15 protein-coding genes are annotated in these 17,007 nt (G+C 39.2%); 3 read left to right on the top strand and 12 right to left on the bottom strand.

The annotated features are described in order from the left end of the window. Window positions 1–11 precede the first annotated feature (11 nt). The 5 genes from B0169_RS08060 to rpoE all read right to left on the bottom strand — a co-directional run bounded on the left by B0169_RS08060 (window position 12) and on the right by rpoE (window position 5,329). On the bottom strand, window positions 12–2,321 hold the full coding sequence (locus tag B0169_RS08060; protein WP_077285582.1) for a TonB-dependent receptor: 2,310 nt from the start codon (window positions 2,319–2,321) through the stop codon (window positions 12–14). Between the two features lie 333 nt (window positions 2,322–2,654). Further along, the gene (locus tag B0169_RS08065; protein ID WP_077285441.1) at window positions 2,655–3,128 is read right to left on the bottom strand and encodes a SoxR reducing system RseC family protein; all 474 of its coding nucleotides are present in this window, start codon (window positions 3,126–3,128) and stop codon (window positions 2,655–2,657) included. Continuing rightward, window positions 3,125–4,087: a MucB/RseB C-terminal domain-containing protein gene (locus tag B0169_RS08070; protein ID WP_077285442.1), complete on the bottom strand. Its 963-nt coding sequence runs from the start codon at window positions 4,085–4,087 to the stop codon at window positions 3,125–3,127. Before B0169_RS08070 ends, B0169_RS08065 begins: the two co-directional genes overlap by 4 nt. Beyond that, entirely contained in the window at window positions 4,084–4,677 is a 594-nt protein-coding gene (locus B0169_RS08075) for a sigma-E factor negative regulatory protein (RefSeq protein ID WP_077285443.1), read from the bottom strand. Before B0169_RS08075 ends, B0169_RS08070 begins: the two co-directional genes overlap by 4 nt. A 73-nt stretch (window positions 4,678–4,750) precedes the next feature. Further along, entirely contained in the window at window positions 4,751–5,329 is a 579-nt protein-coding gene (gene rpoE, locus B0169_RS08080) for an RNA polymerase sigma factor RpoE (RefSeq protein WP_077285444.1), read from the bottom strand. Window positions 5,330–5,549: 220 nt separating this feature from the next. On the opposite strand from rpoE, the gene nadB reads away from it, so the two are divergent. Continuing rightward, window positions 5,550–7,145, top strand: a complete 1,596-nt coding sequence (gene nadB / locus B0169_RS08085; RefSeq protein WP_077285445.1) for an L-aspartate oxidase — start codon at window positions 5,550–5,552, stop codon at window positions 7,143–7,145. Here the strand turns inward: nadB and B0169_RS19730 are convergent. Then, window positions 7,135–7,644: a protein YgfX gene (locus tag B0169_RS19730; protein ID WP_412842117.1), complete on the bottom strand. Its 510-nt coding sequence runs from the start codon at window positions 7,642–7,644 to the stop codon at window positions 7,135–7,137. The genes nadB and B0169_RS19730 overlap by 11 nt on opposite strands. After that, the gene (locus B0169_RS08095; protein WP_077285447.1) at window positions 7,577–7,828 is read right to left on the bottom strand and encodes an FAD assembly factor SdhE; all 252 of its coding nucleotides are present in this window, start codon (window positions 7,826–7,828) and stop codon (window positions 7,577–7,579) included. Before B0169_RS08095 ends, B0169_RS19730 begins: the two co-directional genes overlap by 68 nt. A 196-nt stretch (window positions 7,829–8,024) precedes the next feature. On the opposite strand from B0169_RS08095, the gene ygfZ reads away from it, so the two are divergent. Further along, entirely contained in the window at window positions 8,025–8,993 is a 969-nt protein-coding gene (gene ygfZ, locus B0169_RS08100) for a tRNA-modifying protein YgfZ (protein WP_077285448.1), read from the top strand. A gap of 8 nt (window positions 8,994–9,001) precedes the next feature. After that, window positions 9,002–9,490, top strand: a complete 489-nt coding sequence (locus B0169_RS08105; RefSeq protein WP_077285449.1) for an FKBP-type peptidyl-prolyl cis-trans isomerase — start codon at window positions 9,002–9,004, stop codon at window positions 9,488–9,490. 165 nt (window positions 9,491–9,655) lie between these two features. Here B0169_RS08105 and B0169_RS08110 read toward each other — a convergent pair whose 3' ends face one another. The 5 genes from B0169_RS08110 to guaA form a co-directional block, all read right to left on the bottom strand. Continuing rightward, the gene (locus tag B0169_RS08110) at window positions 9,656–11,626 is read right to left on the bottom strand and encodes a RecQ family ATP-dependent DNA helicase (protein ID WP_077285450.1); all 1,971 of its coding nucleotides are present in this window, start codon (window positions 11,624–11,626) and stop codon (window positions 9,656–9,658) included. A gap of 119 nt (window positions 11,627–11,745) precedes the next feature. Then, entirely contained in the window at window positions 11,746–12,582 is an 837-nt protein-coding gene (locus B0169_RS08115) for a nidogen-like domain-containing protein (protein ID WP_077285451.1), read from the bottom strand. A 556-nt stretch (window positions 12,583–13,138) separates the two neighbouring features. After that, window positions 13,139–14,650, bottom strand: coding sequence for a protein adenylyltransferase SelO (locus B0169_RS08120; RefSeq protein WP_077285452.1), 1,512 nt, complete (start codon window positions 14,648–14,650; stop codon window positions 13,139–13,141). A gap of 73 nt (window positions 14,651–14,723) precedes the next feature. Then, a complete protein-coding gene (locus B0169_RS08125) occupies window positions 14,724–15,074 on the bottom strand; it encodes a RidA family protein (RefSeq protein WP_077285453.1) in 351 nt (116 codons plus the stop codon). A gap of 191 nt (window positions 15,075–15,265) precedes the next feature. Then, window positions 15,266–16,843 (bottom strand): glutamine-hydrolyzing GMP synthase, encoded by a 1,578-nt coding sequence (guaA, locus tag B0169_RS08130; protein WP_077285454.1) that lies wholly within the window; start codon window positions 16,841–16,843, stop codon window positions 15,266–15,268. Window positions 16,844–17,007 lie beyond the last annotated feature (164 nt).

Consider the following 17,007-nt stretch of genomic DNA (forward strand, 5'->3'; position numbering starts at 1 on the left):
GAAAAGCGTCCTTAGAAACTGTGCGTTAAAGTGAGTTTGGCATGAACAGGTAGTTCAGGAAAAACTAAGGTAGAGCCAAAATATCCGCCTTCAAACACTGGGCGCCAATTCTTTTGGTTGGTGACATTATTAATATCAAAACGTAGTTTAGTTTGTTCATTAATACGGTAACTCGTATTAATGCCTAGCGTGTATTGGTCACGTATATTGACCGTGGCTAAAAAATCCAGTGGATAACTTGAAGTATATAATGCGGCAAAGCCTGCTTGCCATGATTCAGTAAGATAAATTCCACCATTAACACTTAATGTTTGCTCCGGAATGCCTTGTACTCGTCGTTCAGAAGGAGCGAAAGCCGTGAAGTTTGGTGCGCCTACGCTAGTACCTTGAATAATATCAGGGCGAGAGTTATCAAAAGCATCAGCAATTTGGCCAGAGTTTTGGCTGCTTGAAGAGTTATCGTAACGAGCATCAAGGTAGCTATACCCTATGTTAAACCAATAAGGTGCAGCGTCATAAAACACTTGCAGTTCAACACCTTTGGTTTTTATACCTGTGTTGCTGCCATCGCGATTACGTAAACTACGACGTTGATTAAACACTGAGCCATCAACATACCAAGCACTGTTATCAGGAATATACTTTATACCCACTTCATTTAATGTATTTTCAGTGGCAAAGTTTTGCTCACTAATTAAGTTATCAGCGCCAAGTGAAGTACCACCGGCCATACTATTTGAAGTTGCTTCGTTGTAACTTGTTGCAGCATAAACGGTTAAGTCAGCATTTAGCTTGTAATTAATGCTCGCTTGGCCAGAATGCAATATCTCATTAATGCTATCTCGTGCCGCTATTTGTCCGGTAGGAGCAATAGGGTCGCGCGCTTCAACATCATAAAAATCAATACGATAACCAAAATTTGTTCGTAAGCGTTCGCTCCACTGGCTGTCTTGCTGAATGGCAAAACCGGTTTGCCAGCTTGTTGAGTCAGTGGTATCTGATAACGAATAATCGCCAGCGTTATCATTATTAATATCATACTGACCACCCGGTGAGACAAATAAGCCAGGGCGAAGTTCTACTAATCTAGATTGCTGTTCAATAGTTAGTGGAATACGACGATTTTCAAGTGAACCGGTTAAATCAATAGGATCATCAGCTTCAGTGGTGAATTGACTATAACCGCGTACTTTATTGTAGCGCACGTCAAAGGCTAAAATAGTTTGTTGTTGGCTATTCCAATCATAACTTAGTTCAAGGCGGTTTTGCGCGGTATCAGCACCGTCTATAATTTCCACAAAACTATTTTGCGCAATTTCATCACGCGTTAAATGTTGATAATAAGTGGTGTTTTTTAAACGTATTTGGCTCGTTAATTCACGCGAGTATATGCTATGTAGTAAGAAGGTTTTCGCTTCGTTTTCATTATCAGGATCGGTTAGTACCGTACTGCGAGCAATTTTTACTTGTCCTGTTGGTGATACTACTGCACCAGCACCGGGTACGGTGCTACCGTTAGGCTGCACACCTTGACCGGTTATATATAAGCCGCTATCAATTAATGCTTGTGTTGGTCTATTAATACCGGCATTGTCGGTAAATTCAACTTGGTATAATTCAAAGTTGATATCCCATGTGCTTTGGCTGTCAGGTAATAAACGAAAGGCCGCATAAAAGCTATCACTTTTAAAACTTGAATAGTCATAAAAGCTGCCATTATCAACATGTTCAGCGCTAATTCTAAAGCCACTTTCACCTTCAACAATCGGAGCAGCAATATCAAGTTGTGCACTGTATTGATCCCAACGACCAGCAGTAAGTTTTACTTTCGCTAGGCTTTTGTCAGTTGATGCGCGTTTAGATTGTAAATTTACAAAGCCACCATTGCGTTGGCTACTACCAAACAATACCGGTGGTGCACCTTTGATCACATCAAGTTGATCTACTGAGTTAAATGATAGCGGTACACCAAAACCGTTATTACCAGCTTGACGACGCATACCGTCTTGAAAAAGTTCGCCTAATTGCCCACGCAAGGTAGGTAAGCTTGGTGCGCCAAAGCCGCTTGCAGCATAACTACTTGGTGTAACGGCTAAAATGTCTTGTAAGTCAGTTATGTTCAACTGCTCCATCATTTCGTTGGTGATGGGCGTCATTGATCGTGCGATATCGGCTAAAGCTAAATCATCACCAAATGGTCCATTTATCGCAGTGTTTTTAGGAGAGAAGCCATGATTAATGATAGCTTGACCCGAAACCTCGATCACCTCAATAGCTTTATCTTCTGCACTAACAACCTGCCCGTAAAAAAGAAGATACATGCCAATAGTGATTGAATGGTATTTGCCACGAAAAAGAGAATTAATTTTCAATCTATCCATAAAAGAACTGTTACTTTTGCCGTTAAAAATATGATGATAGTTAAGACCAAGTGACAGTGAAGTAAATTTCATTTTTTATAAAAACCAGTAAAAATAAAATCAATGCTACAAGTCATCCGGGCAACTCTGCTTATACTTAAGACTAGCAGCATTGTTATTGAAAGTAGTTATTAGCCTTAGTTTAAATAATAGTAATATATGCTAATTGTGACTTTTTTAAGAAAGGTATAAACGAGAAGAGCAAGCTAAGAGTCGAAATCAAGCTTGCCAACATTAGTTAATATGAACGACAGGGATTTTCTGTTTATCAACGCGCAGAATTTTAGGTGCTAACTTGGTACAGTTTTCTGATTTACTTTGTTGTTTTTTAGCCAGTAGAAAACCAACAACACCGCCCATTATGGCGAATACAATAGCAAAAGCTTCATGCGCTAAATAATTTGCATTTATCAAATACTGACCGCACCATGCAGCGATAATTAGCCCCAATAAAGGCCATAAATATACTTGTAGTGCCGATGATAATAAAGCTGACTCATTTAAGCCAATAATAACTTTGTCACCTAATTGCAACGGCAGTGTTGAAATTAAATTCATCGAGAGTTTTTTTTGTGGAAATGCTTTTGCTACTTGACCACTACCACAATTATCAACTTGCTGACAGCCACTACAAGCAGATTTAATATCGCTAGTAACCGTAACGTTATTATCATTAATCGCCACAACAGTAGCTTGTTCTTCGATCATGGTGCAACCTGTGGTGTAAGTACAACTGAGTCAGCAATAGCTTTGGCCGTTTTAGCCGGTATTTTACCTACAACACTGACTTCAAAACCATTAATAACTTGGTTCAAAACCGCTGTTGCGCCATCCATTACATAATCAGTAGCACGTTGGTTGCCATCACTTGGGTTAACGTATACTGAAACATCTATCAATCCGTCAGTAAAAAGCATAAATTCAACTGGTTTCTTTGTCGCTGAAATGCGATGACGGTTAGCATTAATACGTGCGAATCCTTCTGGTAACCAGTTGACTTGCCACTGTAGCTTTTGCTCTTGATAACCTTCTGGTATTTCGATGGTTTTTGGTAATGTTGTTTGCTGTAATTGTACTAAACTTTCACCTAACTCTGACGTGATATCCAGATGGGTAAATTGTATTTGCTCAAGTAATTGTCCAGTTCGATTCACTAAGGCAAGCTTTAATAACATGCCAGTCTTTTGATCTAACCACAACCAATGTCCATAGCGGTACGGGTCCTTAGAGACAATACGAATGAGCTGTGCTGGACGACCTAATACACGACTACGACCAACAGAAATAAAATCATATGTTTGCGCAAGCTTACCAACGTCGCCACGTAAAATAGCCGGAATAGGACCGCTTATTTGCTGTGAGGTAACTGAATAGGGAGGCAGCTCTGGTTCGATATAACTAACGGTATTTTTCTTGCGTAACACATCTCGGCGAGGCCCATTGAGTAAAGATAATATTTCTAACTCATCGCCACTTTCATCAACACCATGAAACCAATGATAAGGCTCGGCTTGATTATTTTTAACGACCACAAAAGACGTGCTAAAGTTAAGCGTTTGTAAAGAATTGGCTAGACGTTCAAGCCAAGGTTCAGCAGGTTCATTTTCAGCAGCTGCTACTGATGTGCTAATGCTAACCATTAGCAACAGACTAGATATTAATTTCATTTAGCTGGTTCTTCAGCCTTTTCTTGTTGAAGTGTGTTATTTACATCAACTGAACTCAATTTTATTTGTTGTTGATGATCTGATAATAGTGCTTGAAAGCGTCGTTGTTGCTCAACAAAAGCTTGCTTTTCACTGGTACGACTATTCGGTTGAAAGTTTAAGCTAACTGGCTCGGCAATACCACCCAGTGGTATAGGTTTTACAACTTGAGTAATCGGTAATGCATCATTGCTATCAACAGCATTCTGTTGGACACCCATTACCATCAAACCCGCAGCAGATGCAGCTATCGCCATCTGGCCAAAAGGTTTAGCAAACTGAACAACCTTGGCTTTAACCTTACTCGTGAAATTATTAGCAGTACGAGGGGCTAAAATAGTCGGTTCGTCTGCAATAGCGGCAGCAATTTGTGATGATAACTCGAGATTAATCACATCAGAATTTTCACCGCGCATCACATCACCCATTAAATGATAACGTCCCCAGGTCGCTGACAGTTCAGAGTCATTGAGCAATTCCTCAAATAATTCATCATTGGCTTGATAGTTATCAACAACCGACGACACTGTCTCAGACTTATTTTCACTCATAATGACACCTTAAAACTAACATTCATTAATTACGACTGCCTAATAAAAAATAGATTAAACAGTCCTACTCATATTATTGCTGCAACAATGGCTTAATTTTTTTATCTACAGCATCACGTGCTCTAAATATTCTCGAACGTACAGTCCCAACAGGACAGTCCATAACCGTTGCAATTTCTTCGTAACTTAAGCCCTCTAACTCTCGCAAATTGATTGCTGTACGCAAATCTTCCGGCAATTGTTCTATGGTCTTAAAAACGACTTCTTTAATTTCATTAGTCAGCAATAACTTTTCTGGTGAGGCATTTTCTCGCAACGCATCACCAGAGTCATACATTTCTGCATCTTCAACTTCAATATCTGAACCAGGAGGTTTGCGCCCTCCAGCAACTAAGTGGTTTTTCGCACAATTAACTGCAATGCGATATAACCAAGTATAAAAAGCACTATCACCTCGAAAATTAGGTAAAGCTCGATAAGCTTTAATAAATGCTTCTTGTACTATGTCAGGTACATCACTATGGTTTTTGACATAGCGAGAAACCAAATTTGCTACTTTATGTTGGTATTTAATTACCAGCAGGTTAAATGCGTTTTTATCACCACGTTGTACCCGCTCAACCAACTTTTGGTCAACGTTCTGTTCGCTCATTTGAGCCGTATCTCCTACTCACCATTATTTAACTTATCTACATCTGGTTTACATCTGGCTCATGGCAAACGCAACAAGTAGGACTAGCCTTGTGTTAAAAAGTTCGATAAATATTGAAAAAAATTAAATTTTATTTATAAAAATAGTTTTATGCTGTTCTGTAACTACAATAAAAGTTAGTATTGAGTTATCAATTATTGTACCTCAATTCCAAGAATATATGAATCAACAACACAATTGTGACGTTTTAATTATTGGCAGTGGCGCCGCAGGATTATCACTTGCACTGCATTTAGCAAAAAATGCCGATGTTATTATCATCAGCAAAGGTCAAGTTAACGATGGCTCTACATTTTATGCGCAAGGTGGCGTTGCAGCTGTGTTCGATGAAAATGATAGCGTTGCATCACATGTAGCCGACACCTTAGTCGCAGGTGCGGGGCTCTGTGATGAGGCGGCAGTGCAATACACGGCTGAAAATGCTAAAAGCTGCTTAGAGTGGTTGATTGATAAAGGCGTTAGTTTTGATCAGGATGTGCCAACAGAAAACGGCGATATTCGTTATCATTTAACTCGAGAAGGTGGCCATAGTCACCGCAGAATTCTGCACTCAGCAGATGCAACCGGCGCGGCAATTCAGACTACCCTAGTATCGCAAGTAAAAAACCACCGTCGTATTCGAATTTTTGAGCGTTATAACGCTATTGATCTCGTTTACCAGCAAAACGAAAACAGTACTGAGCGTGCTTGTATTGGAGCTTATGTATGGAATCGAAATGACGAGCATGTTGAAAGCGTTTTCGCACAAAAAACAATTTTAGCAACGGGAGGCGCAAGTAAAGTTTACCAATACACTTCAAACCCTGACGTTGCCAGTGGTGATGGTATTGCCATGGCATGGCGTGCGGGTTGTCGGGTTGCCAATATGGAATTTAATCAGTTCCACCCTACCTGCCTATTTCATCCTGATGCTGGTACTTTTTTATTAACTGAAGCCTTAAGAGGCGAAGGTGCTGTTTTACTGCGCCCTGACGGTAGCCGCTTCATGCCAAGCTTTGATGAACGTGCTGAGTTAGCTCCACGCGATATTGTTGCCCGAGCAATCGACTTCGAAATGAAACGTTTAGGCGCTGATTGCATGTATTTAGATATCAGCCATAAATCAAGTGACTTTATTAAGCAGCACTTCCCGACTATTTATGAAAGAACACTAGCCCTTGGTATTGATATCACAAAACAGCCTATGCCGGTAGTACCTGCCGCTCACTATACCTGTGGTGGTGTAATGATTAACCAACAAGGTAAAACTGACGTTGATAACTTATACGCCATTGGTGAAGTGGCTTATACCGGTCTGCACGGCGCGAATCGCATGGCAAGTAACTCATTACTTGAGTGTTTGGTTTACGCAAGAGCCGCAGCCATTGATATCGAAAACAGCTTAGTAGCAGAAAGAACTTGCATTAAATTGCCACTTTGGGATGAAAGTAGAGTTACTGACTCAGACGAAGAAGTCGTTATTCAACATAACTGGCACGAACTACGGTTATTTATGTGGGATTTTGTTGGCATTGTCAGAACAACAAAACGCCTAGAAAGAGCTTTGCATCGCGTAGAGTTGTTGCAGAGTGAAATTGACGAGTATTACTGTAACTTCAGAGTCAGCAATAACCTATTAGAATTAAGAAACTTAGTACAAGTAGCTGAATTAATTATTCGCTCAGCCTTGGATCGCAAAGAAAGCCGTGGTTTGCATTACACACTTGATTATCCCGAGCTACTTAGTGAGGCTAAAATAACAACCCTTACTCCTTAAGATACTTTACACGCATGATTGTGCGCGCCAAGCGCGCCTGATCTTGCTTCGACAAGCTATCTTTAAAAATAAACAGCTGAGACCTCTGACTACCATTAGCAGTAAAAACTAGCCAATAGCCCCATAAGTTAAGCTGTGAACTCGCTGATAGCTTTACAGTTTTTCCTGCAAAAAATTGACACTCACCCGTTTTAAAAAGCAAGAAGTTTGTTATAACCTTATTCTTACTAGAGGTTATTAATAGTAAGTATTTTTTTGCTAGTGGGCTTGGCAATTGTCGATATAAATAAACAGCGAAGCAAAAGAAAAGCCCAATAACGGCGAAAAGCCAAAAAGTTAATCCGATGAATATCGCTAAAAAAAGGTAAGTAAACGCGAAGTAAAATAATAAATTAAATATCGCCCTATACAACGAAGGCGATACCTTAATATTATACTTTGACGCGCTGTAATATAAATTGCACCATGGCGTTGAGGTCTTTATCTTCACAAACTTCATGCCCCATAAACCAGGCGAATAATTCAGGGTCTTGACACTCTAATAAACGTTCGAAAATAGCTTTATTTTCAATAGATAAATCATCATATGCCTCTTCAACAAATGGCATAAAAAGCACATCTAACTCTAGCATTCCACGTCGACAAGCCCAACGAAGTCGAGGTTTATTATCCATTAATGTCATACATCACCCTAATTTAGTTAAATCTCGCTATATTCTAACAAATCAGCAGTAAAAATAGCCACGAATTGATCATAAAATTAATAAACACTCACTAAGTAAAGTAGCAGATAAAACAAGATAATTGCTTGTAATTTGAATAAATGTCCTCACTTATGATGTTAATAACCTTTTTCTGCATCATTGCCGGATAACCCATATGATAAATAATAATCTACCTAGTTATACTGAATTGCCATCAGCATTTGCAATTACGCTTGATAATATCAGTGCAATTACCCTGTCAGGTGAAGAGCAAGTCAAATATTTACAGGGCCAAGTAACCTGTGACGTTGATAAGCTAACCGATGAAAAGCTGCTTAATGGTGCACATTGTAATGCCAAAGGAAAAGTGTTTTCTGCATTCCGGTTACTCGCGCGTCAAGACAAGCTTTTACTCTTACAAAAAAAGGACTCTATTGAACAATCATTAGCTGAACTTAAAAAATTTGGTGTTTTCGCTAAAGTTGAGATAACTCAGGATAGTGAACATGCTTATTTGGCGGTTGTCGGTGAGCAAGCTTCAGTGAAATTAACTGAGCTTTTTCAGCAAATACCTGATGCATTAACGCCGGTTATTCAAGTTAATGACACCACCTTAGTTTATCTTGCTGGCAATATCAGTCGCTATCTTATTATTGATAATAGTGAGGCTATCTCAACAATTTCTTCAGCACTTAAGTTACCGGTATATAGCTCTATGTTGTGGGATTTACTCGAAATCACTGCAGGGTTTCCACTGCTTTCGACACAATATGTCGGCGAATATGTACCACAAATGCTAAACCTTCAGGCGATTAACGGCATTAGCTTTACTAAAGGTTGTTACTTAGGACAAGAAACCGTTGCTCGTATGCAGTATTTAGGTAAAAACAAACGTGCGCTGTTTGCCCTTGAGGGCATAGATGTCGTTGCCAAAGCAGGCGATATTATAGAGAAAAAGCTTGGTGATAATTGGCGTAAAGCTGGTGATGTTTTAGCCGTTTACCAAGCAGATAATAAACATAGCTATATTCAAGGTGTTTTAGCCAACGATATAGATGAAAGCACTGAGCTGCGCATTAAATCTCAAGATGCAACTTTAACCATACTCGCCTTACCTTATAAATTAAACACAGACCTTGACTAGGACATAATATGAAAATTACCGACAACAAAGTTGTTGTACTGCATTACGCAGTATCTGATAGCGAAGACACATTAATTGATAGTTCATACGATCATGAGCCATTATCCGTAATCCAAGGCTCTCATTACCTTATTCCTGGCTTAGAAGAAGCTTTAGTTGAACACCAAGCAGGAGATAAATTCGAGGTTGAAGTCAGTGCTGAAAATGCCTACGGACAACGAGAAGATGGCTTTGTGCAAACAGTACCTAAAGAAATGTTTGCCGGTATTGAAGATTTAGAGGTCGGAAGTCAGCTTCGCGCGACCACTGATGAAGGTGAACAAACCGTTATTGTTATCGACGTAACTGAAGATGAAATTACTGTCGATGGCAACCACCCTTTAGCTGGCATTGATTTAAAATTTGATGTCGAAATACTAGCCGTGCGTGATGCGACGGAAGAAGAATTAGCGCATGGTCATGTACATGCAGAAGGCGGTTGTGGTCATAGCCACTAGGCTTAAATGGTTAACGTTAAGCTCTGCTAATTGAACACACCTGTCTGCACTAAATAGTCTGATGACTATTGCTATAAGCATTAGATGAACGATAAAAGCAAATTAACTTAACCGTATACCTGAAATATAAAGGCACTGAAAAGTGCCTTTTTTTATGGTAATAGCTTACGCTAAGTAATCCACTACATGCTGTTTAATTTCGGCATAACGCATATGCTGGCAAACCCCAAAGTAACTCAACTTTCGCACTTTAGCACGAGTAAAGAGTGGCATACTCATACCAGATAAAAATCGGCAAATGGTTTCGCTAGACAGCTGTTGCGGTACTGCTAGACTAGTATTTTTTAGTGCCTCAAAATGCTCTTGTAATTGGCTAATTGCTAATGCAATCATGTCAGTGCTGACATTTGCCTGACTATTCGAATATGGCAATATAGCAACCTGACCACGACACACGGAACAATGACCGCAATTTTCGGGCGCTAATAAATCATCAAAGTAATCTGACAATTGCTTAGTTAAACAAAGATTACTTTGAAAAAACGCCACTAAGCGGCTAATGCGTTTAATTTCTGACTGTTCTTTTGCTAAAAAGTAATCATAAAGCCTTACCGCTAAGTCATGACTATCTAGCGCTGTACTATTAACAGCAAAAACTTCAGTGGCTTTTTTAGTTTCCAAAATAATATGCTGTTGCTCTGCTAAATACTCTAGTGCTGAAACAATTCTCTTTCTCGGCGCATTATAACGACTGTGCATTAATTCAAAGTCAGGTTCACCCCAGATTTTTTTCATTTTTGCACAGCTGAACACTTGCCTTAAAAACTCAGCTCTTTCAGGGTTAAAGCTATTTATAATTTGTTCTTTTGGGGTAACAAACTTGAATTTAAAGTCAGCAAAATAACTAAACTTAGCATCCAGAACACCGAGTAGCTCTAATTGAACCAACAAAGTTTTAAGTGGTAACTGCTTAATATTACTAGCATTCGATAAGGTAAGTATTTGTAATTCCCATTGTCCATATTGCACTTCACTACGAATGTTTTTTAAAACATAATCAATACTCGAGCGCTCTGGTGTGTCAGCATAAACAAAATTTTCTACTGTGTGTAAACCATCAAGATTTGCCAGTGTGTAACAAGCTGAGTTGCGCTTATCTCTTCCAGCTCGTCCAATTTCTTGACTATAGTTTTCAATTGATTTCGGTAAGTCGTAATGAATAACAAAACGAATATCTGCTTTATCGATCCCCATACCAAAAGCAATTGTGGCAACAACAATACGAACGTTACCTTGCATAAAGTCTTGTTGGACTTTTTGCCTAACATCATCTTTAAAGCCCGCATGATATGCTTGTGCTTGCAATCCTTGTCGTTGTAAAAAGTCAGCCACCTGCTCCGCAGTATGTTGTAAAGTAACATAAACAATGCCACTACCATCGTGCTGTGCTATCACATCAAGCAAGCGCTGATTTTTTTGTTTTTCATTAACAGGTAAAACCGATAAGTCTAAATTACTTCGATAGAAGCCTGTTTGAACAATATGCGAAGGTAATATGGCAAATTTATTTGCCATATCTTGCTTAACTTCTTTCGTCGCCGTTGCCGTTAATAACAGTACTAAAGGAATATTTAGCGCTTGGCGGTAACGCGGCAACTTGAGGTAGTCAGGCCTAAAGTTATGGCCCCATTCAGAAATACAATGCGCTTCATCTACCACCAGCATAGAAATGGCAACCGACTCAATAAACTGACGAAAACGTTCATTTTTAAAGCGTTCAACTGACACCATTAAAATCTTAATGTGTCCCGAACGAACATCTTGGGTAATTTTCTGGCTTTGTTCAAATGATAATGTTGAGTCAATGCTAGCGGCAGGAATTCCCTTTGCATGTAAAAATGCCAACTGATCTTTCATCAAAGCTAATAATGGCGATACCACTAAGGTTAGGTGAGGCAAATTAACAGCTGCCAATTGATAACACAGCGACTTGCCTGCACCAGTAGGGAAAATAGCTAAGGAAGAGTTTCCCTCAAGTAATTGCGATATTGTTTGCTCTTGCCCACTTCTAAACTCGTCAAAACCAAAGGTGTTTTTTAATGATTGCTGTAGTCTACTGTTTGGCATATTGGTCATCTAAGTAAGATATTTCAGGCCTCTAATATACTATTTCAGAACATAAAAAGCCCCACTTTAAAGTGAGGCTGATAACAAATATGTAAATTTACTTACACTTACTTATATATATCAAATCGTTATTTTTTAGCAAAACGTCGACTAATAAGCCCCATTAAACCTAACGCGAAAACGGCTAATGTAGAAGGCTCAGGAACCGATGTTGGAGGTGCAACTTGACCGTTTCTCACCTCAAAACGATATAAACCGGCAATGCCGACATTCGAAGTGTCGGTCAAAGCTAGCATTTGATCTTGATTGCCCGAAGCGCTTAATTCATTAAAGTCAGTGCCATTACCAGAGCTATAACCCGAACGAGCAACCGTACCACCTAAACCATTGACACCATCACTTGCGTTACCCGTTGTCCAGTTCAAGTCTTCATAGCGAAATTCAATATCAAAATCACCGCTACCTTGGTCAATCAAAGCTAATTGAAAGCTATTTAAAAGACCTGTTTGGCTGCTAAAATAGCCAACATCATCCCAAGTAGCGGTAAAAGTATTGTTAACAGTATCTAAATCCCAATAAACTAGGTTAGAGCCTGTTGAATTACCGCCTGGTGTTGCTGCTACAGCACCTCCTCTGGTATCAACATCAGCAAAAAATGGTGCAATAATAGGGTTAGAGGTATTCCCGTTTAAAGCCGGAGGCGTAAAGGTAGACAGCACGTTGTCAAAAGTAACATTACCGTTATTATTTAAATATAAGCCGGTATAACGGGTACCAAAAAAATTTAAGCCGCCAGAAAAAACACTCGACAGATCCAAAAATGCAGTTGAATCATCATCGTTTGCTGACAGCGTACCTTCACCAAAGCCGGCAGTTCCGCCCAAACCATTAGTAATGAGTGAAGCTGACGCTGACGCTGAGCCTAAAGCCAACACAGTGGTAAGTAATAATTTTTTTAAATTCAAAAGAAAATCCTTCTAGTATTACATTGATAATTAAAGTAAAAATATTTCAAATCTCTCGAAAGCAAAAATCATTCCCAAAAAAAATATCATTACAAAACAATAAGATAAAAACAAACCAGTATAATGAATAAGCTAAATGTAAAGAAAACAGACAGTTACCTCATTTACACAACTTACAGTTAATGACATAACTTTCTATTTCCCTCAAAAAACTAAGTTAATGCGTTAAACGTATTGCTAATGGTTCTCGTTAGGGTCAATAACTCTTCAGATCTAGCTTTAGTGCGCTAAACACTTAAATAACAAAGCTATACAATTAATGATTTAATGTTGGTGTTGATGTTTGGGGGGTACTGCAAATGATGGTGGCCTGAAAGCATGGATGAATTTTAAGATGAAAACGGCAATGAAACCGATAACCCCCCTAAAGCTAAACTTAATTGCAGTTTAGCTTTAGTTAGTAAAGCTAGAGTTAATAATGGATTTATCTCAAGATTGGTCGACCGCTTTTTGAGGTTTATTCAAGCCTGACGGAAGATTAATAAACACCTCGAGCTTAAGTACCACAGAAGGTATGATAATTTTCATCACCACCGCAAGGCACGTCTTGGTATTTTTCAGTGCTGGCTATATGACTATAAGGTTGCTGTAATACCGTTAAAAACTCATGCAAAGCTGACAAATCTCCACTTTCTTGAGCTGATTCTAAAACGGCTTCAACATGATGGTTTCTCGGGATAACGAGCGGGTTATTTCTTTCCATCAAGCGTTTTGTTGCCGCGACATCATCAGAAATTCGGCGATACCAACGTGCTAACCAAAGCTGCCATTGATCTTGCGCTTGAGTCTCCATTTTTTCGATATCATTAAGAAAATCATCAACCGCGGTTTGCGTTAAGTTTTCAGCTAAGTGATTAAAATGCAAGGTGTAATCTAATTGCTCATCTTGCATTAACCTTAGTAGATCATTAACCAGCTCTATATCACCTTCAGCTAACTCAGCAATACCTAATTTATTCACCATCATTTCAAAATAACGGTACTGTAGGTCATTAGCAAATTGCTGTAACAAAGGCGTGATTTTAGCTAACGCTATGTCTTCATCTTCGTTAACAAGTGGCAATAAGCAATCGGCGAGACGCGCCATATTCCACTGTATTATTTTACTTTGATTACCAAAAGCATAACGTCCATTTCTATCGATTGAGCTAAAAACGGTACCACTATGATAATTATTCATCATAGCGCATGGTCCGTAATCAATGGTTTCACCGGAAATAGCGGTGTTATCAGTATTCATCACACCATGAAGAAAACCAACACGTAACCATGAAACCACTAAGGTCACTTGTTTGTTGAGCACCGCAGTAAAAAAATCAAGAATATTTTCGCTACTGAGTAAAGGTTCATCTAGCTTTGAATTTTCTACTTTTACGAGTTTTATCTCAGGAAAGTGACGTTCAATAGCAAAGCGAGTGAGCTTTTTCAACGACTGAAAATCTTGCCGTGCAGCAAAAAACTGAAAGGTCCCCACTCGTATATGACTTGAGGCAATGCGGGTGACTATCGCACCGGGTAAAGCCCGCTCTCGATATACCGCCTGACCAGTAGCAACTACCGCTAAGCATCGTGTTGTAGGTACTCCTAAAGCATGCATTGCCTCACTCATAATAAACTCACGTAATGCAGGCCCTAGCGCACAACGACCATCACCACTACGTGAGAAAAAACTTGTGCCAGAGCCTTTCAGTTGTATATCCCAAGTACTGCCATACTCATCAGTTAAATCACCCAATAAATGCGCGCGGCCATCACCCAGTTGTGGGTTAAAGTGACCAAATTGATGTCCAGAGTACGCTTGAGCTATCGGTTTACTGCCCTCAATCAATTGGTTTCCAGAGAAATACTGTGCCAGTAATTCGTTATCTGCTTCTGCCGATAGGCTAATACCTAGAGAATCTGCTAGCGGATCATTCCAAAGCAACAACACAGGCTCGGCAACGGCAGTAGGTAGCGTTTCTTGGTAGAAATTCTTCCCTAGTGCATAATATTGATTAGAAAGGTTCAAAACTCACTCCGTTAATAAAATTCTTGCTATAAAGTAGTTAGCTATAATTGCCAACAGCAATATCTACTGCTATTTATATTTCAGCTGCAACCACTGAAATTTCAACTAATAAAGCTTCTCTGGCCATTTTAGCGGCTACACAAGCACGCGCAGGCGCAAAACCTTCGGGTATCCAAGCATCCCACACTGCATTCATTTGGGCAAAGTAACTCATGTCTTTAACATAAATAGTTGCCGATAAAAGATGCTTTCTATCACTGCCCGCTTGCAGTAATAATTCATCAACTTTAGCAAGCATGGTTTGCGTTTGCTCGGTAATATCTTTAGTCGCATCAGCCGCCACTTGACCACATAAATAAATGGTACCATTATGTTTAACAACTCTGCTCATTCTTTGTTTAGTTTCTAATCTTTCAATCGTCATACTTATTCTCTTAGCTTTAAAGCCCATAAAGTGAAGGCCGTTATCAATTAGGATGAGTTTATACCGGCCAATGAAAAAAACAAAACCCCAAAACTTTACAGTTTTGAGGCTTTATCTAAAGACCGTGTTAAATTAAGCCACAATGTGTTTTAACAACAACAGTAGCTTCATAATAAGTTATAACAACAAGCTTATTCCCACTCGATAGTCGCAGGTGGCTTACCTGAAATGTCGTAAACTACACGAGAAATACCATCAATTTCATTAATAATACGGTTAGAAACCAGTCCTAAGAAGTCGTAAGGTAAATGTGACCAACGGGCGGTCATAAAATCGATAGTTTCTACACAGCGTAATGATACAACCCAGTCATACTTTCTTGCATCACCCATAACACCCACAGAGCGCACAGGTAAAAACACAGTAAACGCTTGGCTTACTTTTTTATACAAGTCATGCTTGTGTAGCTCTTCAATGAAGATATGATCAGCACGGCGCAATAAGTCAGCGTATTCTTTTTTCACTTCACCTAAAATACGAACACCTAAACCAGGTCCTGGGAACGGATGACGATAAAGCATGTCATAAGGCAAACCAAGCTCTAAACCAATTTTACGCACTTCATCTTTAAACAATTCGCGTAATGGCTCTACTAAACCTAACTCCATGTCTTCAGGTAACCCGCCCACATTGTGGTGAGATTTAATCACATGAGCTTTACCTGTAGCTGATGCCGCAGACTCTATAACGTCAGGGTAAATAGTCCCTTGCGCTAACCATTTAGCATTTTTTAGCTTGCTTGCTTCTTCGTCAAATATTTCAACAAAAACATTGCCAATAATTTTACGCTTTTTCTCTGGATCATTTTCGTTAGCTAAACGATCTAAGAAACGATTTTCTGCATTAACATGAATGATGTTCAAACCAAAGTGGTCACCGAACATATCCATCACTTGCTTACCTTCATTTAAACGAAGTAAACCATTATCAACAAAAACACAAGTTAACTTATCACCAATGGCGCGATGTAAAAGCATAGCAACAACAGACGAATCAACACCACCTGATAAGCCAAGAACTACTTCATCATCACCCACTTGTGCTTTCATCTTGGCTATAGCATCTTCAATAATTGATGCTGAGGTCCACAGTTTTTCACATTGACAAATATCAACCACAAAGTGTTCAAGAATACGTAAACCTTGTTTAGTGTGGGTAACTTCTGGGTGGAATTGCACACCGTAAAAGTTTTTCTCTTCATTAGCCATTGCTGCATATTTACAGCTAGGTGTTTGTGCAATTGTTACAAAACCTTCAGGGATTGCCGAAACTTTGTCGCCATGGCTCATCCAAACATCTAATAAGGCATTGCCATGGTCATTCACACTATCTTCAATTGCATTAAAGAGTGCAGATTTGGCAATAACTTCAACAGAGGCATAACCAAATTCTTTATGTTCAGAACTTTCGACACCACCACCAAGCTGCTCTGCCATAGTTTGCATGCCGTAGCATATACCTAATACTGGCACACCCGCATTAAAAACAAATTCAGGGGCACGAGGTGAATCATGTTCAGTAACAGATTCTGGACCACCCGCTAAAATAATACCTGTAGGGTTAAAACCTTCAATTTGCTCTTGTGTTACATCCCAAGCCCAAAGTTCACAGTAAACGCCAATTTCACGCACACGACGTGCAATAAGCTGGGTGTATTGAGAACCAAAATCTAATATCAGTATTCGGTGATCATGAATGTCTTTACTCATGGTTGTTTTCCTACTTTTTACCAACAAAGGTATTGTTTATAAATAACAACACCCTGAACTTAATACCAGTACAGGGCGTTTGAATTTTTCATCTTTAACAACATTAAGTTTTGTTAAAGATTAATAATGTTTCTAGCGATACTACGTTGTGCATATTTTAGCTC

The sequence above is a fragment of the Cognaticolwellia aestuarii genome (genome assembly GCF_002000025.1).
GTDB classification, from domain to species: domain Bacteria; phylum Pseudomonadota; class Gammaproteobacteria; order Enterobacterales; family Alteromonadaceae; genus Cognaticolwellia; species Cognaticolwellia aestuarii.

What these genes read in the sequence shown, in the direction of transcription:
- B0169_RS08060 (WP_077285582.1), bottom strand. Translation starts at nt 2,321, where the DNA reads ATGTATCTTCTTTTTTACGGGCAGGTTGTTAGTGCAGAAGATAAAGCT.
- B0169_RS08065 (WP_077285441.1), bottom strand. Translation starts at nt 3,128, where the DNA reads ATGATCGAAGAACAAGCTACTGTTGTGGCGATTAATGATAATAACGTT.
- B0169_RS08070 (WP_077285442.1), bottom strand. Translation starts at nt 4,087, where the DNA reads ATGAAATTAATATCTAGTCTGTTGCTAATGGTTAGCATTAGCACATCA.
- B0169_RS08075 (WP_077285443.1), bottom strand. Translation starts at nt 4,677, where the DNA reads ATGAGTGAAAATAAGTCTGAGACAGTGTCGTCGGTTGTTGATAACTAT.
- rpoE (WP_077285444.1), bottom strand. Translation starts at nt 5,329, where the DNA reads ATGAGCGAACAGAACGTTGACCAAAAGTTGGTTGAGCGGGTACAACGT.
- nadB (WP_077285445.1), top strand. Translation starts at nt 5,550, where the DNA reads ATGAATCAACAACACAATTGTGACGTTTTAATTATTGGCAGTGGCGCC.
- B0169_RS19730 (WP_412842117.1), bottom strand. Translation starts at nt 7,644, where the DNA reads ATGAAGTTTGTGAAGATAAAGACCTCAACGCCATGGTGCAATTTATAT.
- B0169_RS08095 (WP_077285447.1), bottom strand. Translation starts at nt 7,828, where the DNA reads ATGACATTAATGGATAATAAACCTCGACTTCGTTGGGCTTGTCGACGT.
- ygfZ (WP_077285448.1), top strand. Translation starts at nt 8,025, where the DNA reads ATGATAAATAATAATCTACCTAGTTATACTGAATTGCCATCAGCATTT.
- B0169_RS08105 (WP_077285449.1), top strand. Translation starts at nt 9,002, where the DNA reads ATGAAAATTACCGACAACAAAGTTGTTGTACTGCATTACGCAGTATCT.
- B0169_RS08110 (WP_077285450.1), bottom strand. Translation starts at nt 11,626, where the DNA reads ATGACCAATATGCCAAACAGTAGACTACAGCAATCATTAAAAAACACC.
- B0169_RS08125 (WP_077285453.1), bottom strand. Translation starts at nt 15,074, where the DNA reads ATGACGATTGAAAGATTAGAAACTAAACAAAGAATGAGCAGAGTTGTT.
- guaA (WP_077285454.1), bottom strand. Translation starts at nt 16,843, where the DNA reads ATGAGTAAAGACATTCATGATCACCGAATACTGATATTAGATTTTGGT.